General features: G+C 61.4%; 17 protein-coding genes. 9 read left to right on the plus strand and 8 right to left on the minus strand.

The window, feature by feature from the left end:
* The first annotated feature begins 356 nt into the window (after window positions 1-356).
* Complete coding sequence (locus JKL45_RS05020) at window positions 357-731, plus strand: hypothetical protein (RefSeq protein ID WP_201860015.1); 375 nt, start codon at window positions 357-359, stop codon at window positions 729-731.
* Between the two features lie 29 nt (window positions 732-760).
* On the opposite strand, the gene JKL45_RS05025 is transcribed toward JKL45_RS05020, so the two are convergent.
* Window positions 761-2,155, minus strand: coding sequence for a L,D-transpeptidase family protein (locus tag JKL45_RS05025; RefSeq protein WP_201860017.1), 1,395 nt, complete (start codon window positions 2,153-2,155; stop codon window positions 761-763).
* A gap of 123 nt (window positions 2,156-2,278) precedes the next feature.
* Here JKL45_RS05025 and JKL45_RS05030 point away from each other — a divergent pair, with 123 nt between their 5' ends.
* Together JKL45_RS05030 and JKL45_RS05035 are read left to right on the plus strand one after the other, a co-directional pair.
* Complete coding sequence (locus tag JKL45_RS05030; protein ID WP_201860018.1) at window positions 2,279-5,608, plus strand: DEAD/DEAH box helicase; 3,330 nt, start codon at window positions 2,279-2,281, stop codon at window positions 5,606-5,608.
* An 82-nt stretch (window positions 5,609-5,690) separates the two neighbouring features.
* Window positions 5,691-5,918 carry a hypothetical protein gene (locus JKL45_RS05035; protein WP_201860019.1) on the plus strand — a complete coding sequence of 76 codons (228 nt, stop codon included), beginning with the start codon at window positions 5,691-5,693 and terminating at the stop codon, window positions 5,916-5,918.
* Window positions 5,919-5,921: 3 nt separating this feature from the next.
* Here JKL45_RS05035 and JKL45_RS05040 read toward each other — a convergent pair whose 3' ends face one another.
* Window positions 5,922-6,479: a histidine phosphatase family protein gene (locus tag JKL45_RS05040; protein WP_312896908.1), complete on the minus strand. Its 558-nt coding sequence runs from the start codon at window positions 6,477-6,479 to the stop codon at window positions 5,922-5,924.
* 137 nt (window positions 6,480-6,616) lie between these two features.
* Here JKL45_RS05040 and JKL45_RS05045 point away from each other — a divergent pair, with 137 nt between their 5' ends.
* Window positions 6,617-7,156, plus strand: coding sequence for a transglutaminase-like cysteine peptidase (locus tag JKL45_RS05045; RefSeq protein WP_201860020.1), 540 nt, complete (start codon window positions 6,617-6,619; stop codon window positions 7,154-7,156).
* 18 nt (window positions 7,157-7,174) lie between these two features.
* Here the strand turns inward: JKL45_RS05045 and JKL45_RS05050 are convergent, their stop codons facing one another.
* The 6 genes from JKL45_RS05050 to JKL45_RS05075 all read right to left on the minus strand — a co-directional run bounded on the left by JKL45_RS05050 (window position 7,175) and on the right by JKL45_RS05075 (window position 12,726).
* A complete protein-coding gene (locus tag JKL45_RS05050; RefSeq protein ID WP_201860021.1) occupies window positions 7,175-7,996 on the minus strand; it encodes an alpha/beta hydrolase in 822 nt (273 codons plus the stop codon).
* A gap of 11 nt (window positions 7,997-8,007) precedes the next feature.
* Window positions 8,008-8,706: an ABC transporter ATP-binding protein gene (locus JKL45_RS05055; protein ID WP_201860022.1), complete on the minus strand. Its 699-nt coding sequence runs from the start codon at window positions 8,704-8,706 to the stop codon at window positions 8,008-8,010.
* The gene (locus JKL45_RS05060; RefSeq protein ID WP_201860023.1) at window positions 8,706-9,461 is read right to left on the minus strand and encodes an ABC transporter ATP-binding protein; all 756 of its coding nucleotides are present in this window, start codon (window positions 9,459-9,461) and stop codon (window positions 8,706-8,708) included. Before JKL45_RS05060 ends, JKL45_RS05055 begins: the two co-directional genes overlap by 1 nt.
* Window positions 9,454-10,479 (minus strand): branched-chain amino acid ABC transporter permease, encoded by a 1,026-nt coding sequence (locus JKL45_RS05065; protein WP_201860024.1) that lies wholly within the window; start codon window positions 10,477-10,479, stop codon window positions 9,454-9,456. Before JKL45_RS05065 ends, JKL45_RS05060 begins: the two co-directional genes overlap by 8 nt.
* An 11-nt stretch (window positions 10,480-10,490) precedes the next feature.
* Window positions 10,491-11,411, minus strand: a complete 921-nt coding sequence (locus JKL45_RS05070) for a branched-chain amino acid ABC transporter permease (protein ID WP_201860025.1) — start codon at window positions 11,409-11,411, stop codon at window positions 10,491-10,493.
* 139 nt (window positions 11,412-11,550) lie between these two features.
* On the minus strand, window positions 11,551-12,726 hold the full coding sequence (locus tag JKL45_RS05075; RefSeq protein ID WP_201860088.1) for an ABC transporter substrate-binding protein: 1,176 nt from the start codon (window positions 12,724-12,726) through the stop codon (window positions 11,551-11,553).
* Between the two features lie 379 nt (window positions 12,727-13,105).
* Between JKL45_RS05075 and JKL45_RS05080 the strand changes: the two genes are divergently transcribed.
* The 5 genes from JKL45_RS05080 to JKL45_RS05100 all read left to right on the plus strand — a co-directional run bounded on the left by JKL45_RS05080 (window position 13,106) and on the right by JKL45_RS05100 (window position 19,316).
* On the plus strand, window positions 13,106-14,755 hold the full coding sequence (locus JKL45_RS05080; protein ID WP_201860026.1) for a benzoate-CoA ligase family protein: 1,650 nt from the start codon (window positions 13,106-13,108) through the stop codon (window positions 14,753-14,755).
* Window positions 14,756-14,847: 92 nt separating this feature from the next.
* A complete protein-coding gene (locus tag JKL45_RS05085) occupies window positions 14,848-17,202 on the plus strand; it encodes a bifunctional salicylyl-CoA 5-hydroxylase/oxidoreductase (RefSeq protein WP_201860027.1) in 2,355 nt (784 codons plus the stop codon).
* A 1-nt stretch (window position 17,203) separates the two neighbouring features.
* On the plus strand, window positions 17,204-17,971 hold the full coding sequence (locus tag JKL45_RS05090; protein WP_201860028.1) for an SDR family NAD(P)-dependent oxidoreductase: 768 nt from the start codon (window positions 17,204-17,206) through the stop codon (window positions 17,969-17,971).
* 2 nt (window positions 17,972-17,973) lie between these two features.
* Window positions 17,974-18,483 (plus strand): MarR family winged helix-turn-helix transcriptional regulator, encoded by a 510-nt coding sequence (locus JKL45_RS05095; RefSeq protein ID WP_201860029.1) that lies wholly within the window; start codon window positions 17,974-17,976, stop codon window positions 18,481-18,483.
* On the plus strand, window positions 18,483-19,316 hold the full coding sequence (locus tag JKL45_RS05100; RefSeq protein ID WP_210345670.1) for an enoyl-CoA hydratase family protein: 834 nt from the start codon (window positions 18,483-18,485) through the stop codon (window positions 19,314-19,316). Before JKL45_RS05095 ends, JKL45_RS05100 begins: the two co-directional genes overlap by 1 nt.
* Window position 19,317: the final 1 nt, after the last annotated feature.

Raw genomic sequence — 19,317 nt, forward strand, 5'->3', positions numbered from 1 at the left:
TGCTTTAGTCTATTGGCGTCGGCGGCATCGTCTCCTAAGCTTTTATCCAACGAAGCAAGCAGGAGGCGGGTCCATGGCATTGCGAGATATGCTGAGCCTTTGTGGACGAATTGGCTTGATCGTCGCTGCATTCGCGTTTGTCGCCAGTATCGTTGCAGGGCCTCTCCTTGAGAAAGTTTTGTTTTCCCAGGTCACAGTGACGGAGCGGAGCACTCTGCCCCTGCTGCCTCCAGCCGATAATCCTTCCGAGCAGCATACCGGCAAGCCGGGCTAACGCCTTTTTAGAGATCCGTAGGGCATAACCCATTTCATCGCCCATGCAGGCAGGAATGCAACTCCACGTCCGGGGAAGCGCGATGAGCAGCGACACGATACTGAGACAGGAAATTCGTTACTCGATCGGCTACATACGCAGCATGATCGATAATTATTCAGGCCTGTATTCCGGAGAGAACCTCGCGCGCGATGTTTTGCGCTCCTGCGATGAGATGACAGAAGCCGGAATTCCGCATCCGCGCCTGCAAGAGGCGAGGCGCCTCGTGGAAGACCGTTGCAGGCGCCTTGCTCAAGACACCGATCGTTTTGCATTGCGTGACCCTGCCGTGATCGCAGCCTCACGGGCTCAAGCGATGGCTGCCATCGACAGGCTCCAGGATGTGGTGTTCGAATGGCGCAGATCTCGCATGATCGTGCCATCGTCCGGGCGATTGCTGCGCAGAAAGAGCTTGTGAGAAATTGAGCGTCTTCAGACCTGCGGGCGTCACAGGCGCTTGGGTTTGATGGATGCTGTCGCCGGCACGTCGACAACCTCCGGTTCAGGAACAGGCTCGCTTTTCGGCGCATCGAGCCCGTACACATCGCTCCTGAAATGCACCGTACCGTCGGCCGTTGCGTACCCCGTCAGGTAAACCCACGCGACCGGAACGGGCTTGTCGAGCCGAATGTCCTGACGTGCTGTACTGGCGATGGCTGCATCAATGCCCGACTTCGTCCAAGAACCCGAAGGTCCGTTGATGCTGCGCAGCAGCCACTCGGCGAAGTCGCCTACATCAGCGACACGAACGCAGCCAGAGGAGTGAAAGCGAATATCCTGCGCGAAAAGCTGCTTCTTGGGTGTGTCATGCATGTAAACTGCATGCTTGTTCGGCATGTCGATCCTGATCTGACCGAGTGAATTGATCGCGCCTGGATCCTGTCGCAGTGTGTAGTTCACGGCGTTCTGCGTCGACCAGTCGATAGTCTTCGGATCGACTTCTTGTCCCTTCGCGTCCAGGATGCGGATCTTCATCTTCTGGAGATAATCCGGATCCTTCCTGACATGGGGAATGATGTCCTTCTTGATGAGGGAGACCGGCACCGTCCATGTCGGATTAAGATTGACTGCCGTGACGCGAGTTTCGACGGCGGGCGAGGGCCTGTCGGCTTTGCCGACGATGGCGACGTAACGCCGAACAACCTGACCTTGCTCGACAGCCTCCACGGCGGCCGAGGGAATGTTGACCACCACATACCGGTCGCCGAACGAGAAAGTGGAACCTGCCAGCCGTTGTGCGGAGGCAGTGAGCTGGCGATGACGTGTTGCGGCGGGGACGTTGAGAGCCTCGAGTGTTCTGGCGCGCACTGCACCGGATTCCGAAAGGCCGTGCCGCGCCTGGAACCGCTTGACCGCGCTTGTGAGAGCGGCGTCGAAGGTGGTGCCGGTCGCGAGTTCGGCGGAGAGATCTCCCTCGACGGCGAGACGCTGCCGAAGAACCGGAACGAGCGGCCCCTTGTCGCCGGCCTTCATGACGGTGCCATCGGGGAGCGTAGGCCAGCCTCCTGTTTCGACAATGCGCTTGTAGGTCCAAGCGGCCCGCATGGTACTGATGAAGGTGCTGGCATCCAGGGTCGGGCGGGTGTCCTGCGAAATGGTCGCTGCAGGGGCTTTTGGGGGAGGCGCCGGTGGATTGGACTCAGCGGCTGCCGGAACTGCAGCTTTCTGTCGCAGAGCGGGCTCTGATGAGGATGCAGCGGGGCTCGCCGACTGACGGGCTGGAATGATCGCAGGCGCCGGCTCAGAGGCCGCCGACGCGTCGTCCAGGCTGCTCAACGCTGCGCACGAGAGAACCATCAAGCTTAAGGCAACAGTGAGGCGGGCCGCATTCCGATAGGTCATCGGGAGACTATGATTGAGGATGGTTTACAAAGTGCTGCTTCAGGCGAAGATGGAGCCCTCTGCAACTGGCGTGAGGCCCAACGCGTTGTCATCGCCTCAGCCCTCTCGCGTACGAGTTCTTTCATGCACGTGACGCCCGCGCCCTCCCAGGACATCCGGCGGATCGACCTCACCTTGCCATCTTCCATCGGCCTCCATGCGGTTCGCCTGATCGAGCAGGCATCAGGTATGGATCAACGGCAACTCATCTACGTGTCTGAAGGCGAGAACCGGGCCGAGCAGATGGCTCAGGCCGTAAAGGGACTGGCGCCGGACCTTGAGGTTTGTCTGTTGCCACCCTGGGATTGTCTTCCCTATGACAACACTTCGCCCTCGCGGGAAGCAATGGGTCGACGCATGTCCGTCCTGCGGCGCATGAGCGAACCGGCAAAAGGTGCGCGGCTGCTGATCGCGAGCAGTGCCGCCATCGTCCAGCGTGTGCCGCCGCGAAGCGTCTGGAAGCAAGCATGCCTCCATCTCAAGGCGGGTGAAGCCTTTTCGCAGGATGAACTGGAACTCTACCTTCTACGTGCAGGATACATTCTGGATGAGAGAGTGGACGAGCCAGGCGAGGCTGCCATCCGCGGGCAGGTTATCGATGTCTTTCCAGCGAGCAGCCCCTTGCCCTATCGCATCGAGCACGATGGGCAAGTCATCGTTGCCATCCGCTCGTATGATCCCGTTTCGCAGCGGACAGAGGCGGAGGTTGAAGACCTCTTTCTGGATCCCGCCTCTGAGATTCTGCTCGAGAGAACAGACGACGGTTCGATCCCGGAACGCGCCGACGGAATGGAGCATCGGTTGCCGGAGCATTACGCATCTCTGGAAACGGTTTTCGATTATTGGCCGGACGCTCCCATCGTGATGTCCTCCGGAGTGGAGGAGCGGCGTCAACTGGTGATGGAGCAGGTTGCCGATGCCTATGAAAGCCGTATGTCGCTGCGTGCTGAGAGCGGCAGTGGTTCTGCCGTAGCTCCAGAGCGGCTGTTCATCGAGGATGGCGAATGGCGAGAAACCCTGTGCAAGCACCGTCTGATTCTCATCCATGTCGCATCGGACGAGGGAGCCAAAAAGAGCATTGTTCCACGCTTCGCCGCTGCAGCGAAGCCAACGCGTGCGCTCGCAAATTTTATCGAGGAACAGCAGCACAACGACCGTAAGATCGTTCTGGTGGCAGCCACAAAGGAAGACCTCAATCGCATGAGACGCCGGGTCCAGTCCCTTCAACCCAGCCCGATTCTGATCGAGCGCTGGAGTGAGGCCATGGCTGGTCAGCCGAAGGGATCGTTCGCTCTTCAAGCCGATATTCGGAGCGGATTTATCGATGAGCGTCAGGGCATTGTCGTTGTCACTGCTGCTGAGGTCCTGGGAAGCCGCGCGTCTAGCGGACAAGGTCAAGAGATCCGGTCAACCGCTCATCAGTTCAACGACATGCAGTTTCAAATCGGCGATGCGGTCATCCACGTCGATCACGGGCTTGGAGTTCTGGAGGGAACCGAAATCATCGGTGCAGGTGATGAGGAGGTGAGCGATACCATCCGGCTGACCTATGCCGGCGACACGACTCTCATGATTCCTGCGACGGATATGGGTCGCGTATGGCGGTATGGTCGCATGTCCGAAAAACTGCAGCTCGACAAGCTGAAGAGCGACGCCTGGACCACGAAGCTAGCTGCAATCGAAGCGGAGACGCGGGAAACAGCCGACCGTTTGGGCAAACTGGTCAAGGCTCGTGAATCGGTGAAGCTGGAGCCCCTTGTGCCTCCGGACCGCGAGTACGAGCGGTTTGTGGCGCGATTTCCGTTCTCGGAAACACCGGATCAGCTGCGTGCCATTGGGGAAATCCTCGAAGACCTGGCCTCAGGGCACCCCATGGATCGGCTTGTTTGCGGTGATGTGGGCTTCGGCAAGACAGAGGTTGCGTTGCGCGCCGCGGCAGTCGCGGCGCTGTCAGGCAAACAGGTTGCCGTGATCGCGCCCACGACGGTTCTGGCGCGCCAGCACGTGCGCAGCTTCCAGAGGCGCTTTGCCGGGTTCGGCATTGATGTCGCGCATCTGTCACGCCTGGTGACGGCATCCGAAGCGCGGGCTGTGAAGAAGGGATTGGCCGACGGGTCGGTGCGGATCGTGATCGGCACGCACGCCTTGGCTGCCAAGGGTGTAATTTTCAAAGATCTTGGCCTCGTCATCATCGACGAAGAGCAGAGGTTCGGTGCTGCTCATAAATCTAAGCTCCGGGCGATGGCATCAGGCGGGCATGTGCTGACACTGACGGCAACGCCTATTCCGCGCACGTTGCAATCGGCTCTGGTCGGTTTGCAGAAGCTGAGCATCATCGCGACGCCCCCGGCCCGACGACAGCCTATTCGCACCTTCCTGACGGAATTCGACCCTGCAACCGCTCGGCAGGCTCTCATGCGTGAGCGTCGCCGCCGTGGGCAGAGCTTCGTGGTCTGCTCCCGTGTGGAAGAAATCGAGCCGATGCGCGAGCAGCTTGCAAAGATCGTGCCTGAACTGGAGATCCTTGTTGCCCATGGCCAAATGCCGCCGACTGAGACGGATGACGTGATGGTGCGCTTCGCTGATGGCGAAGGTGACATCCTGCTTGCTACCAACATCATCGAAAGCGGTCTCGATGTTCCTCGCGCCAACACCATGCTGGTGTGGCGTGCCGACCGCTTCGGGCTTTCGCAACTCCATCAGCTACGCGGCCGCGTGGGACGCGGCCGCATCCGCGGGACCACCTATCTCTTGACGGAACTAGGGCAGCAACTGCCGAAAGCGACGGAGAAGCGTCTGCGCACGTTGGAGGCGCTCGACCGCCTTGGAGCCGGGTTCGCCATCAGCGCGCAGGACCTCGATCAGCGCGGAGCCGGTGCCCTGCTGGGAGAAGAGCAGGCAGGACATATCAAGCTTATCGGCGCGGACTTCTATCAGCACCTGCTCAAGCGCGCCCTGCGTGGAGAGACCTACGCGGATGACTGGACGCCTGAACTCAGTATCGGTCTCACAGGCTCCATTCCGGCAGAGTACGTTCATGAGGACGAGGTGCGGATCAACCTCTATGCACGCATTGCACGTATGGATGCCTCTGAGTCCATTGATGACCTTGAAGAGGAGATCGAGGATCGGTTCGGGCCGTTGCCGGAGGCTTTGGGAAATCTTCTCCGCCTCACGAGCATGAGGCAGGTCTGTCGACGGTTGGGTATCGTCCGCATTGATGCAGGCCCCCAGGCGATTGCTCTGAGCTTCTGGCCGGGAGCCGCAAAGAAGCGATCTGTGCAGGGCGTGATTGCAGACTCACAAGGAACTATTCGCTGGAGCGGGGAGCGGCTCATTCTTGATATCGCCGAGGAGCAGGTTGGCGCAAGGGAGAGGCATATCCTTGACCTTCTCGCGCGGCTCGAACATTGATGCAAGGTAGATCCGTTCATCTGTGAACGGATTGTGCCTGTAAGACTTATCCCTTCACACAATTTTCCAGCGTGAGGAGCCGATGACCTCGGAAGAAATCAAGGAATTGAATGCGGCACGAGAGAGCCTCGTGAAGCGTCGCAGGGAAATGGCGCGGCAGATATCTGAGGCGCCGCTTCCGTCCGTCGAAATGGCCGAGGAACTCACCAAGATTCTGGTTGCTATCGAGGCTCTGGACCGGGCCCTGAACGAAGCGGGTCATCCCTATATGAGCCAAGGCGTCGTCGATCAGCTCCGGGCCGAAGACTAGATCCTAAAGTTTTATTCGTCCAACAACATCGAACCCTGAATCGGCCCGTGGCCTAAGCACGAGCATTTCGCCTTCGCTGGGGAAGATGCCTGTCAGGGCCGTGATGTTGACCTGATGAGTCACGAGCACCAGAACGCCGGTCGAGCGCCACCCCTCGATGGTCCGACGTACGGCCTGAGTCTGTGCGGGTTCCTGATCTCTCCCTGAGAAGAAAGAGTCCAGGGAAGGAGTTGGCTCTGTCAGAGCTCCAAACGCCAAACGTGCCGTATCCAGAGCACGGCACCAGCGGCTTGAGAGCACGCGCTCGACAGGCACCTGTCGGGCTCTGAACTGATCTCCGATTTGTTGCGCCTGTCGTCGGCCCTCTTTCGAGAGATTGCGCTGGGTTGAGCAATCACCCAGCCGGAAAATGGCGGGATCGCCCGTTCCCGTGGCACGGGCATGTCGAAACACGGCTACCGCGCCTCCCTGCTTCAAGGCCTGCCAAGCGTCTTCAGACGGCCAAACGGGTTGGGACCAGCTTGTCAGGGTCATGAGGACCAGAGCTACGGACAAGCGCATGATAAGCCTCTGGTTCAAACGGCCAAGCTGCCTCAATGTTGTCTCATAAACTAGATCTACCTGTCGCAAGATAAAGCAGAACTGGAGCGGATCTACAGCTCCGGCAAAAGCCAACAAGTGGCACAGGGGTATGTTCAATGAATTCCATCACACAGAGGGCTGCGCTCGGCTTGGCTGCCGGCCTGATGATCTATTCGGGCGCTTCCGCGCAGGCGAAGCCTGGCCATTCTTTTGTTCTGACTGCTGAGCGGATGTCGCAGCTGCAGCAGATCAATAGTCACGTGAACAGCACCATCCGCGAGGTCTCGGATCTGGAGCAATATGGCCGTGAAGACGTCTGGGCGCTTCCGACCAGCGGGAAGGGCGATTGCGAGGACTTCGCGCTGCTGAAGCGCAAGATGCTGATTGAGCGTGGCTGGCCTTCGGCGGCGCTCTCAATTGCGGTTGGTTCCACCGCACAAGGCGAAGCTCATGCGGTGCTTCTCGTGGCCACAGCCCAGGGACAATACGTCCTCGATAACCTCACCTCGTCCATCCTCTCGCCTGAGCGGACGGGTCATGTTTTTTATGCGCGGCAATCCGGGCGCGCCTGGGTTACGGCTTCGGGTGAGAGGACAAGCGAGCCTGTTGCCGATCTGCCGGTCGCGCAGGTTGTCTCGCGCAAGAAGCGTGGCTGACCCTTCTGCGCGGAAGGATCAGGCTACAGCCGTTAGTTCGACCACGATATCAACGAGCGGGTCTGCCGGATCCGCAAGGCCGGCAATCACATCGAAGTGGTGAGCGCCCTGCACCTCATGGTAGCGGGTCGTCACCCCGGCTTGACCCCACTGATCGACGATGTCGCGGGACTGACGCAAGAACTCGCTGCTCTCCGCGCCTCCGACAACGGCGACGAGATGCCCGCTGCCTGGCGGCGCCCATTCAAGGGGGCTCAGGCGATGCGCCTCCTCAATCGTGAGCCCAAGAGCCTTGTTGATTGAGGTTCCTACCAGCGGTGGGAGATCGAACAAACCAGAGATCGGCATGGCAGCTCGGATAGGACGCTGCTGCGGCGCAGGGCGCGCCATGAGGCAGGCGGCAAGGTGCCCACCGGCCGAATGACCTGTGGCGACGATGGGACGGCCTGTGCGCTGCATAATGAAGTCGGCGGCCATTTCCATCTCGGCAACGATGTCGGCGAGTGTGGCTGCAGGCGCGAGGGTGTAGCTCGGTACCGCGACTGTCAGCCCGCGCACGTTGGCGCCACGGGCGAGATGGCTGGAAGACGACTTGTCGAAGGCCTGCCAGTAGCCGCCATGGATGAACAACACGACGGGCCGGTCGTTGTCGCCATCCCCGGGGTGGAACAGATCGAGCCTGTGCCGTTCGCGAGGGCCATAGGCCAGATCGAGTTCGCTTCGTGCCGTCTCCCGATAGGCAGCGGCATCCCGTTGCCAGCCGGCGATATGAACCGGGTGGTCGGGCACCCGCGCACGGTTGTTGTACTCGGCTTCGAGATCGAGTTCCTCGGATGCCATGATGCCTGTCCTTAGACGTGCAGATACCGATCCTTGAGGCTGGCATCCGTCATGAGTTCTTCGCTGGTTCCTGTCCAGACCGAGCGGCCCTTCTCGATGATCACGTGGCGGTCGGCGAAGGTCGCCAGAACGCCCACGTTCTTATCGATGACCAGGATCGACTGGCGCTCGCCTTTAAGACGCTTGAGGCAGGTCCAGATCTCGGCGCGGATCAGTGGCGCCAGCCCTTCTGTCGCCTCGTCAAGAATGAGCAGCTTGGGGTTCGTCATCAGGGCGCGGCCGATGGCAAGCATCTGCTGCTCGCCGCCGGAGAGCTGCGTTCCGAGATTGCTCCGGCGCTCCTTCAGGCGCGGGAACAGGTCGTAGATGGCATCGAGCGTCCAGCGGCCGGCGCCTGTCCTGTTGGAGGCCGTGGCGACGAGATTTTCCTCGACCGTCAGGGTCGGGAAGATCTGGCGCCCCTCCGGTACGAGGCCGATGCCGGTCTTGGCAATGCGATAGGGAGCGAACCCGGTCACGACAGCGCCGTCGAAGCGCACTTCGCCCCCCCGCGGGCGCAGCAGGCCCATGATGGAGCGCACGGTGGTGGTCTTGCCCATGCCGTTTCGCCCGAGCAGCGTCACCACTTCGCCGGCGTCCACGTCGAGCGAGATGTCGAAGAGGACCTGGGCGGCTCCGTAGGAGGCCTGGAGCTGGCGGACGGAAAGCATCAGACCATCTCCTCTTCGCCGAGATAGGCGGCGCGGACATCAGGATTGGCTCTGATCCGCTCCGGCGTGTCGGTGGCAATGACGCGCCCATAGACGAGAACGGAGACACGATCGGCAAGGGAGAAGACTGCTTCCATGTCATGCTCGATTAGCATGATGGTCAAACGGCTCTTCAGGCGGCGCAGGGTCTCGACAACGCGTTGGGACTCGTCATGCCCGGTGCCAGCCAAGGGCTCGTCGAGCAGGAGCAGCTTCGGGGCTGTTGCAAGCCCGATGGCAAGCTCCAGCTGGCGCTTCTCGCCATGGGAGAGAAGTCCGGCCGGAATGTGGGCGCGTGCGCCAAGCCCGACCTCGCTCAGGCACTCCATCGCCGGAATGTTCAAGTCCTTCTCCTGTGCGGCAGTGCCGAAGAAGCGGAAGCTTGAGCCGGAGCGGGCCTGGACCGCGAGGGCTACGTTTTCCAGAGCGGAGAACCCGGGCAGGATCGAGGTGATCTGGAACGAGCGCGCCAGCCCGCGGTCAACCCTCTGCGGCATGGCGAGGTTCGTGATGTCCTCGCCGGCGAACAGGATCTGGCCCGAGTTGGACGGCAGCATCCCTGAAATCTGGTGGATGAGGGTTGTCTTGCCCGCGCCGTTTGGGCCGATGATGGCGTGCAACTCGCCGGGCTCAACCGAGAGGCTGACATCGTCGGTGACGACGAGTGCGCCATAGTTCTTGCGCAGGTTGCGGAGTTCGAGCAGCGGCTCAGCCATAGTGCGACCTCCGCAAAAGCCCCATGATCCCGCCTCTGACGAACAGCACAATCAGGATCAGCAGGGGCCCGAACACCATCTTCCAGTTCTCGGCGAGATGCGATCGTGTTTCCTCGCTGAGGAAGAAGCTCACCGTATGCAGGATTTCGGGCAGAAACTCCTCCAGCAGCAGAAAGGCGGCTGCTCCGATAATCGCCCCGTGCAGTGAGCCGAGCCCGCCGAGCACCACCATGAAGATCAACTCGCCCGAACGCTGCCATGTCATGAAGGCTGGGCTGACGAATTCCGCCTGATTGGCCAGGAGGCACCCGGCGAGACCCGCCATCATGCCGCTGATTACATAGGCTGCGAGCTGAAAGCGGAAGGGGCGAAATCCGATCGCTTCCATGCGCACGGCGTTCTCCCGCGTCCCGCGCAGGACGCGGCCGAACCGGGAGGCGACGATGGAGCGGGAGAGGGCATAAGCAGCGAACAGACAGAGCAGGCAGACCCAGTAGAAGGTGAAGTCGTTCTCCAGCCAGCCTGATCCGGCGATGAGGCTGCGGGACGCCAGGGTCATGCCGTCATCCCCGCCATAAGGCGCCAGAGATGTTGCGAGAAAATACACCATTTGCCCGAAGGCCAGGGTGATCATGATGAAATAGACGCCTTTTGTCCGCAGCGAGATGGCGCCTGTGACAAGAGCGAAGGCGGCAGAGGCAACGAGCGCAACAGGAACTTGAATCAGGGCATCCTCGAAGCCGTGGCTTGCGAGGATGCCGACCGCATAGCCGCCGAGGCCGAGAAAGGCCGCATGGCCGAAGCTCACAAGGGCGCCATAGCCGAGGATAAGATCGAGCGCCATGGCGGCTACGCCGAAGATCATCACCCGTGTGAGCAGGGAGAGGACATAGCCCTCGGCGCCCGAGAAGGTTGCGAGGAGGGGTGCCGCCGCAAAGGCCGCAAAGAGCACCACAGGAATGATCTCAAGCCGCGCGCCGAGCGACGGAGCAGAGTGGGTTTCGGCGATCTCGGTCATTAACTCCGCCCTCAACGCTTAACAGGGAACAGGCCGGAGGGACGGAAGAACAGCACGGCGGCCATGAAGACGTAGATCAGCATTGGCGCAATGGCGCGCCCCGTTTGGCTTGCGGCTGCGGGATCGAGGACAAGGCGCAGCAGGTTGGGCGCGAACGAGCGGCCGACTGTGTCCACGAGGCCGATCAGGAGCGCGGCCAGGAACGCGCCGCGGATCGACCCGATGCCGCCGATGACGATCACCACGAAGGCCAGGATGAGGATGTTGTCACCCATGCCGGGCTCAACGGACAGGATGGGCGCAACCATGGCGCCGGCAAAGCCCGCCAGCATGGCGCCGAAACCGAACACCACCATGAACAGGCGCTGGATGTTGACGCCGAGCGCCGAAACCATGGCGGCGTTGCTGGCGCCTGCGCGCACCAGCATGCCGACGCGTGTGTGGTTCACTAGAACGTAGAGCAATGCGGCAATCACGAGGCCGGCCGCGATGATGGCAAGACGGTAGACCGGGTAGAGAAGGCCGTTTGCGATCTCCACCGAGCCGGAGAGGATTTCGGGCACGGGAACGCTCAAAGGCGCCGCGCCCCAGACGAACTTCACGCCCTGGTTCAGAAACAGGATCACCCCGAACGTGGCGAGCACCTGATCGAGATGATCGCGATCATAGAGGTGGCGGAACACGAGGGCTTCCAGGAGCAGGCCAAAGGCCAGTGCCGTCGGAAGGGCGAGGAGCAGCGCCCAGCCGAAGCTGCCGGTCCAGGCGCTGAACGCTGCGACCAGATAGGCGCCGACCATGTACTGAACGCCATGTGCCAGGTTGATGAAGTCCATCACCCCAAAGACAAGGGTCAGGCCGGCGGCGATGAGGAAGAGGATGAGGCCGAACTGAAGGCCGTTCAGAGCCTGGACGAAAAAGAGGGTTGCTGTCATCGGCGCGTCACTGGCTGCTGGCCTGCATCAACCGAGCCTCCGCTTGCGTGCCCTCAGGCGAGAGCATCATGAAAGGTGCATCGAAGAAAGACGGCCTGTCCGGGAGTTCTCCAAGACAGGCCGCGTCAGCCCAATGGGCTTAGTTCGTCGGTGCGCATTCCTTGGCATAAGCATCCGTGTAGTCGTCGAACACCTTCTCGACGATCTCCGTCTGCATCTTGCCGTCCGACCGCTTGGCGGCCTTCACCAGATAGAAGTCCTGGATCGGGAACCCGTTGGCGCCGAGCTTGAAATCGCCACGGAGGGACTTGAACTCGGCCTTCTGAATAGCCGCACGAAGCGCGTCCTTGTTGTCGGTCTTGCCACCTGTTGCCTTCAGAGCAGCGTCGATCAGGAGAGCCGCATCATAGGAGTGCATCGCATAGGACGCCGGCACCGCATTGTAGGCAGCCTCGAAGGCGGCAACGAACTTCTTATTCGCCGGGGTGTCCATGTTCGGAGCCCAATTCGAGCCGCTGAGCATGTTGACGGCAGCGTCCTGCTGCGCCGGCAGGTTCGTCTCGTCGACCGTGAAGGCTGAGAGGAACGGAATACGGTCGGCAAGACCCGCAGCGCGGTACTGCTTGACGAGGTTCACGCCCATGCCGCCGGGCATGAAGGTGAAGATGGCATCCGGCTGCATGGAGGCGATCTTCGCCAGCTCGGGCTGGAAGTCGAGGGTGTTGAGCGGAGTGTAGGATTCCTCGACGATCTCGCCCTTGTAGTGGCGCTTGAAGCCTGCCAGCGCATCCTTGCCGGCCTGATAGTTTGGCGCCAGCAGATAAACCTTCTTGTAGCCGCGGTCCTGGGCCACCTTGCCGAGAACCTCGTGGTTCTGGTCATTCTGGTAGGAAGTGGCGAAGAAATACGGGTTGCAGCTCTTGCCGGCGAGGTTCGAGGGGCCGGCATTCACGCTGATGTAGAAGGTCTTGGAATCGACGATCGGCTTGTGGGTGGCAACCGCCACGTTCGAGAAGATCGGGCCGACCACGAAGTCGACCTTGTCGCGTTCGATGAGGCCTTTGACCTTCGTCACGGCGACATCCGGCTTTAACTCGTCATCGACGACGATCACTTCGACATCGCGTCCACCGAGCTTGCCGCCGAGATCCTTCATGGCGAGCTGGAAGCCGTCCCGCGCATGCTGGCCGAGCACGGCCGAGGGGCCGGAAAGGGTGAGAAGAAGGCCGACCTTCAGCTTCTCCTGCGCCACGGCCGGTGCAGCGGCCAGGGTCACGGCCGCTGCAAGGCCAAGGGTTTTGATTGTTGCGTTCATCATGATCTCCCGAGTGACTGTTCCCTGCGCACGTTTGCCGTGCTTGACGTGATTGTTCCCGGCGGGACGTGAGGCGCCTCGACGGAAGGGGCGGCGCTACTCTGCCGCAAAACGTTTCTGCCGAACACTCCCTTTGTTGGAGCCCTCGCAGCGGCTTCCCCAAAATTGGGATTGCCAAGGATTGTTTTAAGTTTAAAATAATTTCTGCCTTCTTCAAGTGGATTGTTTCGCAGGGGAAGGCCAGTGGGATGACAACTGCGTAGGGAACGGGACGAGAGAGCCCGAGGAGCGCGTTTGCGACCCTCGGTATATCGGCCCAAGCTCCCCAGGCCTGCGCGGCATAGCTCACCTGCTTCACAATCGAACGGAGGTGCGGACGATGGCGGACACGGCACATGTGGATACCTTCGCGAGAGACAACCTTCCGCCCCGGGACCAGTGGCCGACATTCATCTTCACACGGCCCGAGCTCCAGTATGCCGAGCGACTGAACTGCGCCGTGGCGTTCCTCGACCGGTGGGTCGAGGAGGGCAGGGGCGAAGAGCCCTGCCTCATCGGCCCGTCAGAGACGCTCACCTATCGCGAACTTCAAGAGCGGGTGAACCGGATTTGCAACGTGCTGGTCGGACGCCTTGGTCTCGTTCCAGGCAACCGGGTTCTCCTGCGGTCTGCCAACAACCCCATGATGGTGGCGGTCTATCTGGCGGTGCTGAAGGCCGGCGGCATCGTCGTTGCCACCATGCCGCTCCTGCGCGCCCGGGAGATTGCCTATCCGCTGAACAAGGCCAGGATCACGATAGCGCTCTGCGATCATCGCCTCGCGGAGGACATGGATCGCGCCAAGGCCCTGGCACCCGACCTCCAGCACGTCGTTTATTGGGGCTCAGGCAAACACGATAGCCTGGAGGCGATGATTGCCGGCGCTTCGCCGGACTTCTCCGCTGTCGATACGGCCGCGGACGATGTGTGCCTGATCGGCTTTACCTCAGGCACCACGGGCGAGCCGAAGGGCACCATGCACTTCCATCGCGACATGCTGGCGATCTGCGATGCGTATTCACGCAACGTGCTGCGGCCTGAGCCCAGCGACCGCTTCATCGGCTCGCCACCGCTTGCCTTCACATTTGGGCTCGGCGGCATTGTGCTGTTTCCGATGCGGGTCGGCGCTTCGACTGTGCTGCTGGAGAAGGCGGGACCTGACGATCTCCTGCCGGCGATCATGCAGTACAAGGCCACCATCTGCTTCACCGCGCCCACAGCTTATCGCGCCATCCTGTCGAAGCTGGAAGGCTATGACATTTCCTCCTTGCGTAAATGCGTCTCGGCCGGCGAGCCTCTGCCGAAAGGAACCTTTGAAGCCTGGAGGGATGCAACGAATATCCGGCTGATGGATGGGATCGGCGCTACCGAGATGCTCCACATCTTCATCGCCGCCACCGAGGAGGAGATCCGCCCCGGCGCCACTGGCAAGCCCGTCCCTGGCTATGAAGCCAAAGTCATCGACGAGGAAGGCCGTGATCTGCCGCCCGGCAGTATCGGCCGTCTGGCTGTGCGCGGGCCGACCGGATGCCGGTATCTCGCCGACGAGCGGCAGCAGAAATATGTGCAGGACGGCTGGAACGTCACTGGCGACACCTACCTCATGGATGAGGAAGGGTACTTTTGGTATCAGGCGCGCTCCGACGACATGATCATCTCCGCGGGTTACAATATCGCAGGGCCCGAGGTCGAGGCCGCGCTCCTCACGCACCCGGCCGTAGCAGAATGCGGCGTCGTCGGGGCACCCGACGATGGGCGCGGCACCGTGGTCAAGGCCTATGTGGTTCTCCGGCCGGATCACGGTCCAAGCGCCGAACTGACGAAGGCGCTGCAGGACCACGTGAAGCAGGAAATCGCCCCGTATAAATATCCGCGCGTGATCGAATTTGTGGATGCGCTGCCACGAACCCAGACAGGCAAGCTCCAGCGTTTCGAATTGCGCCGTATTGCTCTGGATGAGGCTAAGCCGCAGGAGGCAATGAGGGCCTGATGACGAGGCCCAGTGTTTCATAGGCCGGCTTTGAGGTTGAACAGAAATTATTTTAAGCTTAAAACAAATCTGCAATTTCGGGTAGGAATCCCATGAAGACGGCAATCATCGGCGGCGGCCCCGCAGGGCTCTATTTCGCGATCCTGCTGAAGAAGCTCAGGCCGGAGGCCGACGTTACGGTCTATGAGCGCAACCGGGCCGATGAGACCTTCGGCTTCGGCGTTGTCTTTTCCGATGCGACGCTCGACAATTTCGAAAAGTACGACCTGCCGAGCTACCAAAGGATCGTTCGCGAGTTCGCCTATTGGGACGACATCGCCATCCATTTCAGGGGAACCGAGCACCGGATTGGCGGCAACGGATTCTGTGGCTGCTCGCGGCGCACGCTGCTCCTGATCCTGCAGGATAGGGCGGAGGAAATCGGCGTCACGTTGCGCTACGAAGCGGATGTCGATGACGAGAGCCTGTTCGCCGATGCGGATCTCGTCGTTGTGGCCGACGGCATCAACAGCCGTTTCCGTGAGCGTTATGCCGACCACTTCCAGCCCGAGGTCGATCTGAGACCCAACAAGTTCACCTGGATGGGCTCGACCAAGCCGCTCGACGCCTTCACCTTCATCTTCCAGGAGACGGAGTGGGGGCCCTTCATCGCCCATGCCTACCAGTACGAGGCGAACCGCTCTACCTGGGTGTTCGAGACCGACCCGGAGACCTTCGAGCGGGCCGGCCTGAATGACAAAAGCGAGGCGGAATCTGCCGCGCTCATGGAGCAGATTTTCGGCTGGTTCCTCGGCGGGCACCGCGTTCTCACCAACCGCTCGATCTGGCGCAACTTCCCGATGATCCGCAACAAGCGTTGGGTCATGGGCAACAAGGTGTTGCTCGGCGACGCCAAGGCCTCGGCACATTTCTCCATCGGCTCGGGCACAAAGCTCGCCATGGAAGATGCCATCGCGCTCTACGAAGCCATCCGCCGCAACCCAAGCGTCGAGGGCGCCTTGGCGCTGTATGAGACAGGACGGCGCGAGGAGGTCGAAAAGACCCAGCATGCCGCCGACGTATCGCTGGTCTGGTTCGAGCATGTGGCGCGCTTCTGGGATTTCGACCCGGTTCAGTTCGCCTTCGGCGTGATGACGCGCGCAAAAGCGATCACCTACGACAACCTGCGTCTGAGGGCGCCCGATTTCGTCGCGGCCGTCGATCAGACCTTTGCCAAACAGGTGCGCCGGGAGGGCTTTGACGTATCGGTCGAGAGCCCCACGGTTCCGATGTTTCAGCCGTTCCGGTTGCGGGAGATGAATGTCGCCAATCGGGTGGTGGTTTCGCCGATGGACATGTATTCGGCCAAAGACGGCGTGCCGAACGACTTTCATCTCGTGCATTACGGCTCGCGCGCCACGGGCGGTGCGGGGCTCGTGTTCACGGAAATGACCTGCGTCTCGCCTGAATCCCGCATCACGCTCGGCTGCACCGGCCTGTGGAACGATGAGCAGGAGGCTGCCTGGAAGCGGATCGTCGACTTCGTTCATGCGAACTCCGAGACGAAGATCTGCCTGCAGCTCGGGCATGCGGGCCGGAAAGGCGCCACCAAGCTCATGTGGGAGGGCATCGACCGGCCGCTGGAGCAGGGTGCCTGGGACATCTGTTCTGCATCGCCCATCCCATATTTCCCGGACAGCCAGGTGCCGCGCGAGGTGACGCGGGCGGAGCTCGACACCATCAAGGCGCAGTTTGTCGAGGCGTCCATCCGTGGTGAGCGTGCCGGTTTCGATATGCTCGAACTCCACTGCGCTCACGGATACCTTCTGGCGAGCTTCATCTCGCCGCTCACCAACCGGCGCATGGATGAATATGGGGGCTCCCTCGAAAACCGTCTGCGCTATCCGCTGGAGGTGTTTGACGCCATGCGCGAGGTCTGGCCCGCGCACAAGCCGATGTCGGTGCGCATTTCCGCAACCGATTGGGCTGAGGGCGGTGTCACGGGCGAGGATGCGGTCGAAGTTGCCCGCGCGTTCGCTGAGCACGGAGTCGATCTCGTCGATGTTTCGACGGGACAGACCGTGCGCGAGGCGCGGCCTATTTACGGACGCATGTTCCAGACGCCGTTCTCGGATCAGGTGCGCAACGAGGCGCGTGTAGCCACAATGTGCGTCGGCAACATCACGACGGCCGATCAGGTGAACACGATTCTGGCCGCAGGCCGCGCCGATCTCGTTGCGCTCGGCCGGCCGCATCTGGTCGATCCGTTCTTCACCATGAAGGCTGCCGCCTGGTATGGCGCGGCCAGCATCCATTGCCCGCCGCAATATCATGCCGGCCGTGACCAGATCTTCCGCAACTCCGTGCGTGATCGTCAGGATCTGGACGAGTTGAAGATCAAGGCCAAGCCCAAGACCCGCGCCGAGCTGAAGATGGAGGCCGGTGAGAAGCCTCTCGCGGCGGAATGAGATGACCATGACAACTCTCAAAGGCCGGCATGCATTGGTTACGGGCGGCGGCCGCGGAATCGGTCGGGCTATTGCAGCATCGCTCATGAAGGCAGGCGCGACCGTAACGATCGTCGGACGCAACCCCGCGACGCTCGAGCAGGCCATCATGCAAGGCGATGCTCACGCGGCTGCCGTGGCGGACGTGTCGGATGCGCAAAGAGTGCAAGCCGCCGTGCAGGAATCGGTTTCGCGCTACGGTCCTGTCGACCTGATGATCGCCAATGCCGGTGGTGCGGCTTCCGCGCCTTTCATGAAATCCGGTCCGGAGGTCTTCCGACAGATGCTGGATGTGAACCTGCTTGGCGTCACGAATGTGGCTCAGGCCGTGCTGCATTCCATGGCGGAGCGGGGCTTCGGACGGATCGTCGCTGTCGCGTCCACGGCGGGCCTGAAGGGCTATCCCTATGTGAGCGCTTATTGCGCCGCCAAGCACGCCGTAATCGGCTTCGTTCGTGCCCTGGCGCTGGAGACCGCCAAAACCGGCGTGACCGTGAATGCCGTCTGTCCTGGTTTCACCGATACCGATCTCGTGGCAGAGAGCCTCGAGACAATCATGAGAAAAACGGGCCGGACCCGAGAGGACGCTTTGGGGGAACTCGTGAAGCACAACCCGCAGGGCCGGTTGATCGACCCATCGGAGGTCGCCGCTGCCGTGCTCTGGCTCTGCAGCGAGGAAGCGCGATCCGTGACAGGGCAGGCCATCGTGGTGGCCGGGGGAGAAATCTGAAGATGGACGATCAGGCGATTCCGCTCGACGCCGAAACCAAGGCTGTCGAGATGCCGGAGGATCACCGGGAAGAACTGCGCCTCTGGCTGCGCCTTCTCACCTGCACAACCCTCATCGAGGGGGAGGTGCGCGGTCGCCTGCGCGAGCGGTTCGACGTCACCTTGCCCCGCTTCGATCTGATGGCGCAGCTCGACAAGGCTCCGGATGGCATGACCCTGTCCGATCTCTCGAAGCGCATGATGGTCTCGAACGGTAATCTCACCGGCCTCGTCGACCGGCTCGTCGCGTCCGGCCACATCGTGCGCACGGCTTCCCCGACAGATCGCAGGGCCACGGTGATCAGCCTGACGGAGAGCGGCCGCGGCGAGTTTTGCGCCATGGCGGCCGAGCATGAGCTCTGGATCGCTGATCTGTTCGGCGGTCTTACGGAGAAGGACCGGGGCGATCTCATGCGGCTTCTCGGTAAAACCAAGCTGTCGGCACGGCGCGCCATCCAAGGAGAAGGTCAGTGATGCAGTTTGCCAATTCCGTTACGCTGCCGCTCGCAACCTATGAGCCGCGCCATTTTCTGCTGTCTGTCGACGGACCCGTTGCGACAGTCACGCTCAATCGCCCGGAGAAGAAGAACCCCCTTACCTTCGAGAGCTATCGTGAACTGGCGGATTTCTTCCATGCCTGTGCAAAGGACGAGGAAGTCAAAACCATCGTGGTAACCGGAGCTGGCGGAAATTTCTCGTCAGGCGGCGATGTCTTCGAAATCATCGGCCCATTGGTCGAAATGGACACGAAGGGCCTCACGGCCTTCACCCGCATGACCGGGGAACTGGTCAAGGCCATGCGGGCGGCGCCGCAGCCGATCATCGCGGCCGTTGAGGGCATTTGTGCCGGCGCAGGCGCCATTGTGGCGATGGCATCGGACATTCGTCTTGCGGTCCCTGGCGCGAAGGTGGCGTTCCTGTTCAACAAGGTGGGGCTTGCAGGCTGCGATATGGGCGCCTGTGCCATTCTCCCTCGCATCATCGGGCAGGGGCGGGCCTCGGAGTTGCTCTATACCGGCCGCTTCATGAGCGCCGAGGAAGGCGAGCGGTGGGGCTTTTTCAGCCGCATGGTCGAGTCCGGCGAACTCCTGAGCGAGGCGCACAACCTGGCTCGGATGATCGGCACCGGACCAACCTATGCCAACGCGATGACGAAGCGCATGCTCGCCATGGAATGGGCCATGTCGGTCGAGGAGGCCATCGAGGCCGAGGCTGTTGCCCAGGCTCTATGCATGACCACCGAGGACTTCGCGCGCGCTTATCGCGCCTTCGCGGCGAAGGAAAAGCCGGTCTTCAAGGGAGATTGAC

The sequence above is a fragment of the Microvirga soli genome (assembly GCF_016734765.1).
GTDB lineage: Bacteria > Pseudomonadota > Alphaproteobacteria > Rhizobiales > Beijerinckiaceae > Microvirga > Microvirga soli.

Bases quoted from the DNA above. Each gene is read 5' to 3' on its own strand.
- JKL45_RS05075 (WP_201860088.1), bottom strand. From the start codon at position 12,726: ATGAACGCAACAATCAAAACCCTTGGCCTTGCAGCGGCCGTGACCCTG.
- JKL45_RS05070 (WP_201860025.1), bottom strand. From the start codon at position 11,411: ATGACAGCAACCCTCTTTTTCGTCCAGGCTCTGAACGGCCTTCAGTTC.
- JKL45_RS05030 (WP_201860018.1), top strand. From the start codon at position 2,279: ATGCACGTGACGCCCGCGCCCTCCCAGGACATCCGGCGGATCGACCTC.
- JKL45_RS05100 (WP_210345670.1), top strand. From the start codon at position 18,483: ATGCAGTTTGCCAATTCCGTTACGCTGCCGCTCGCAACCTATGAGCCG.
- JKL45_RS05020 (WP_201860015.1), top strand. From the start codon at position 357: ATGAGCAGCGACACGATACTGAGACAGGAAATTCGTTACTCGATCGGC.
- JKL45_RS05060 (WP_201860023.1), bottom strand. From the start codon at position 9,461: ATGGCTGAGCCGCTGCTCGAACTCCGCAACCTGCGCAAGAACTATGGC.
- JKL45_RS05050 (WP_201860021.1), bottom strand. From the start codon at position 7,996: ATGGCATCCGAGGAACTCGATCTCGAAGCCGAGTACAACAACCGTGCG.
- JKL45_RS05055 (WP_201860022.1), bottom strand. From the start codon at position 8,706: ATGCTTTCCGTCCGCCAGCTCCAGGCCTCCTACGGAGCCGCCCAGGTC.
- JKL45_RS05040 (WP_312896908.1), bottom strand. From the start codon at position 6,479: ATGCGCTTGTCCGTAGCTCTGGTCCTCATGACCCTGACAAGCTGGTCC.
- JKL45_RS05080 (WP_201860026.1), top strand. From the start codon at position 13,106: ATGGCGGACACGGCACATGTGGATACCTTCGCGAGAGACAACCTTCCG.
- JKL45_RS05035 (WP_201860019.1), top strand. From the start codon at position 5,691: ATGACCTCGGAAGAAATCAAGGAATTGAATGCGGCACGAGAGAGCCTC.
- JKL45_RS05045 (WP_201860020.1), top strand. From the start codon at position 6,617: ATGAATTCCATCACACAGAGGGCTGCGCTCGGCTTGGCTGCCGGCCTG.
- JKL45_RS05085 (WP_201860027.1), top strand. From the start codon at position 14,848: ATGAAGACGGCAATCATCGGCGGCGGCCCCGCAGGGCTCTATTTCGCG.
- JKL45_RS05090 (WP_201860028.1), top strand. From the start codon at position 17,204: ATGACCATGACAACTCTCAAAGGCCGGCATGCATTGGTTACGGGCGGC.
- JKL45_RS05025 (WP_201860017.1), bottom strand. From the start codon at position 2,155: ATGACCTATCGGAATGCGGCCCGCCTCACTGTTGCCTTAAGCTTGATG.
- JKL45_RS05095 (WP_201860029.1), top strand. From the start codon at position 17,974: ATGGACGATCAGGCGATTCCGCTCGACGCCGAAACCAAGGCTGTCGAG.
- JKL45_RS05065 (WP_201860024.1), bottom strand. From the start codon at position 10,479: ATGACCGAGATCGCCGAAACCCACTCTGCTCCGTCGCTCGGCGCGCGG.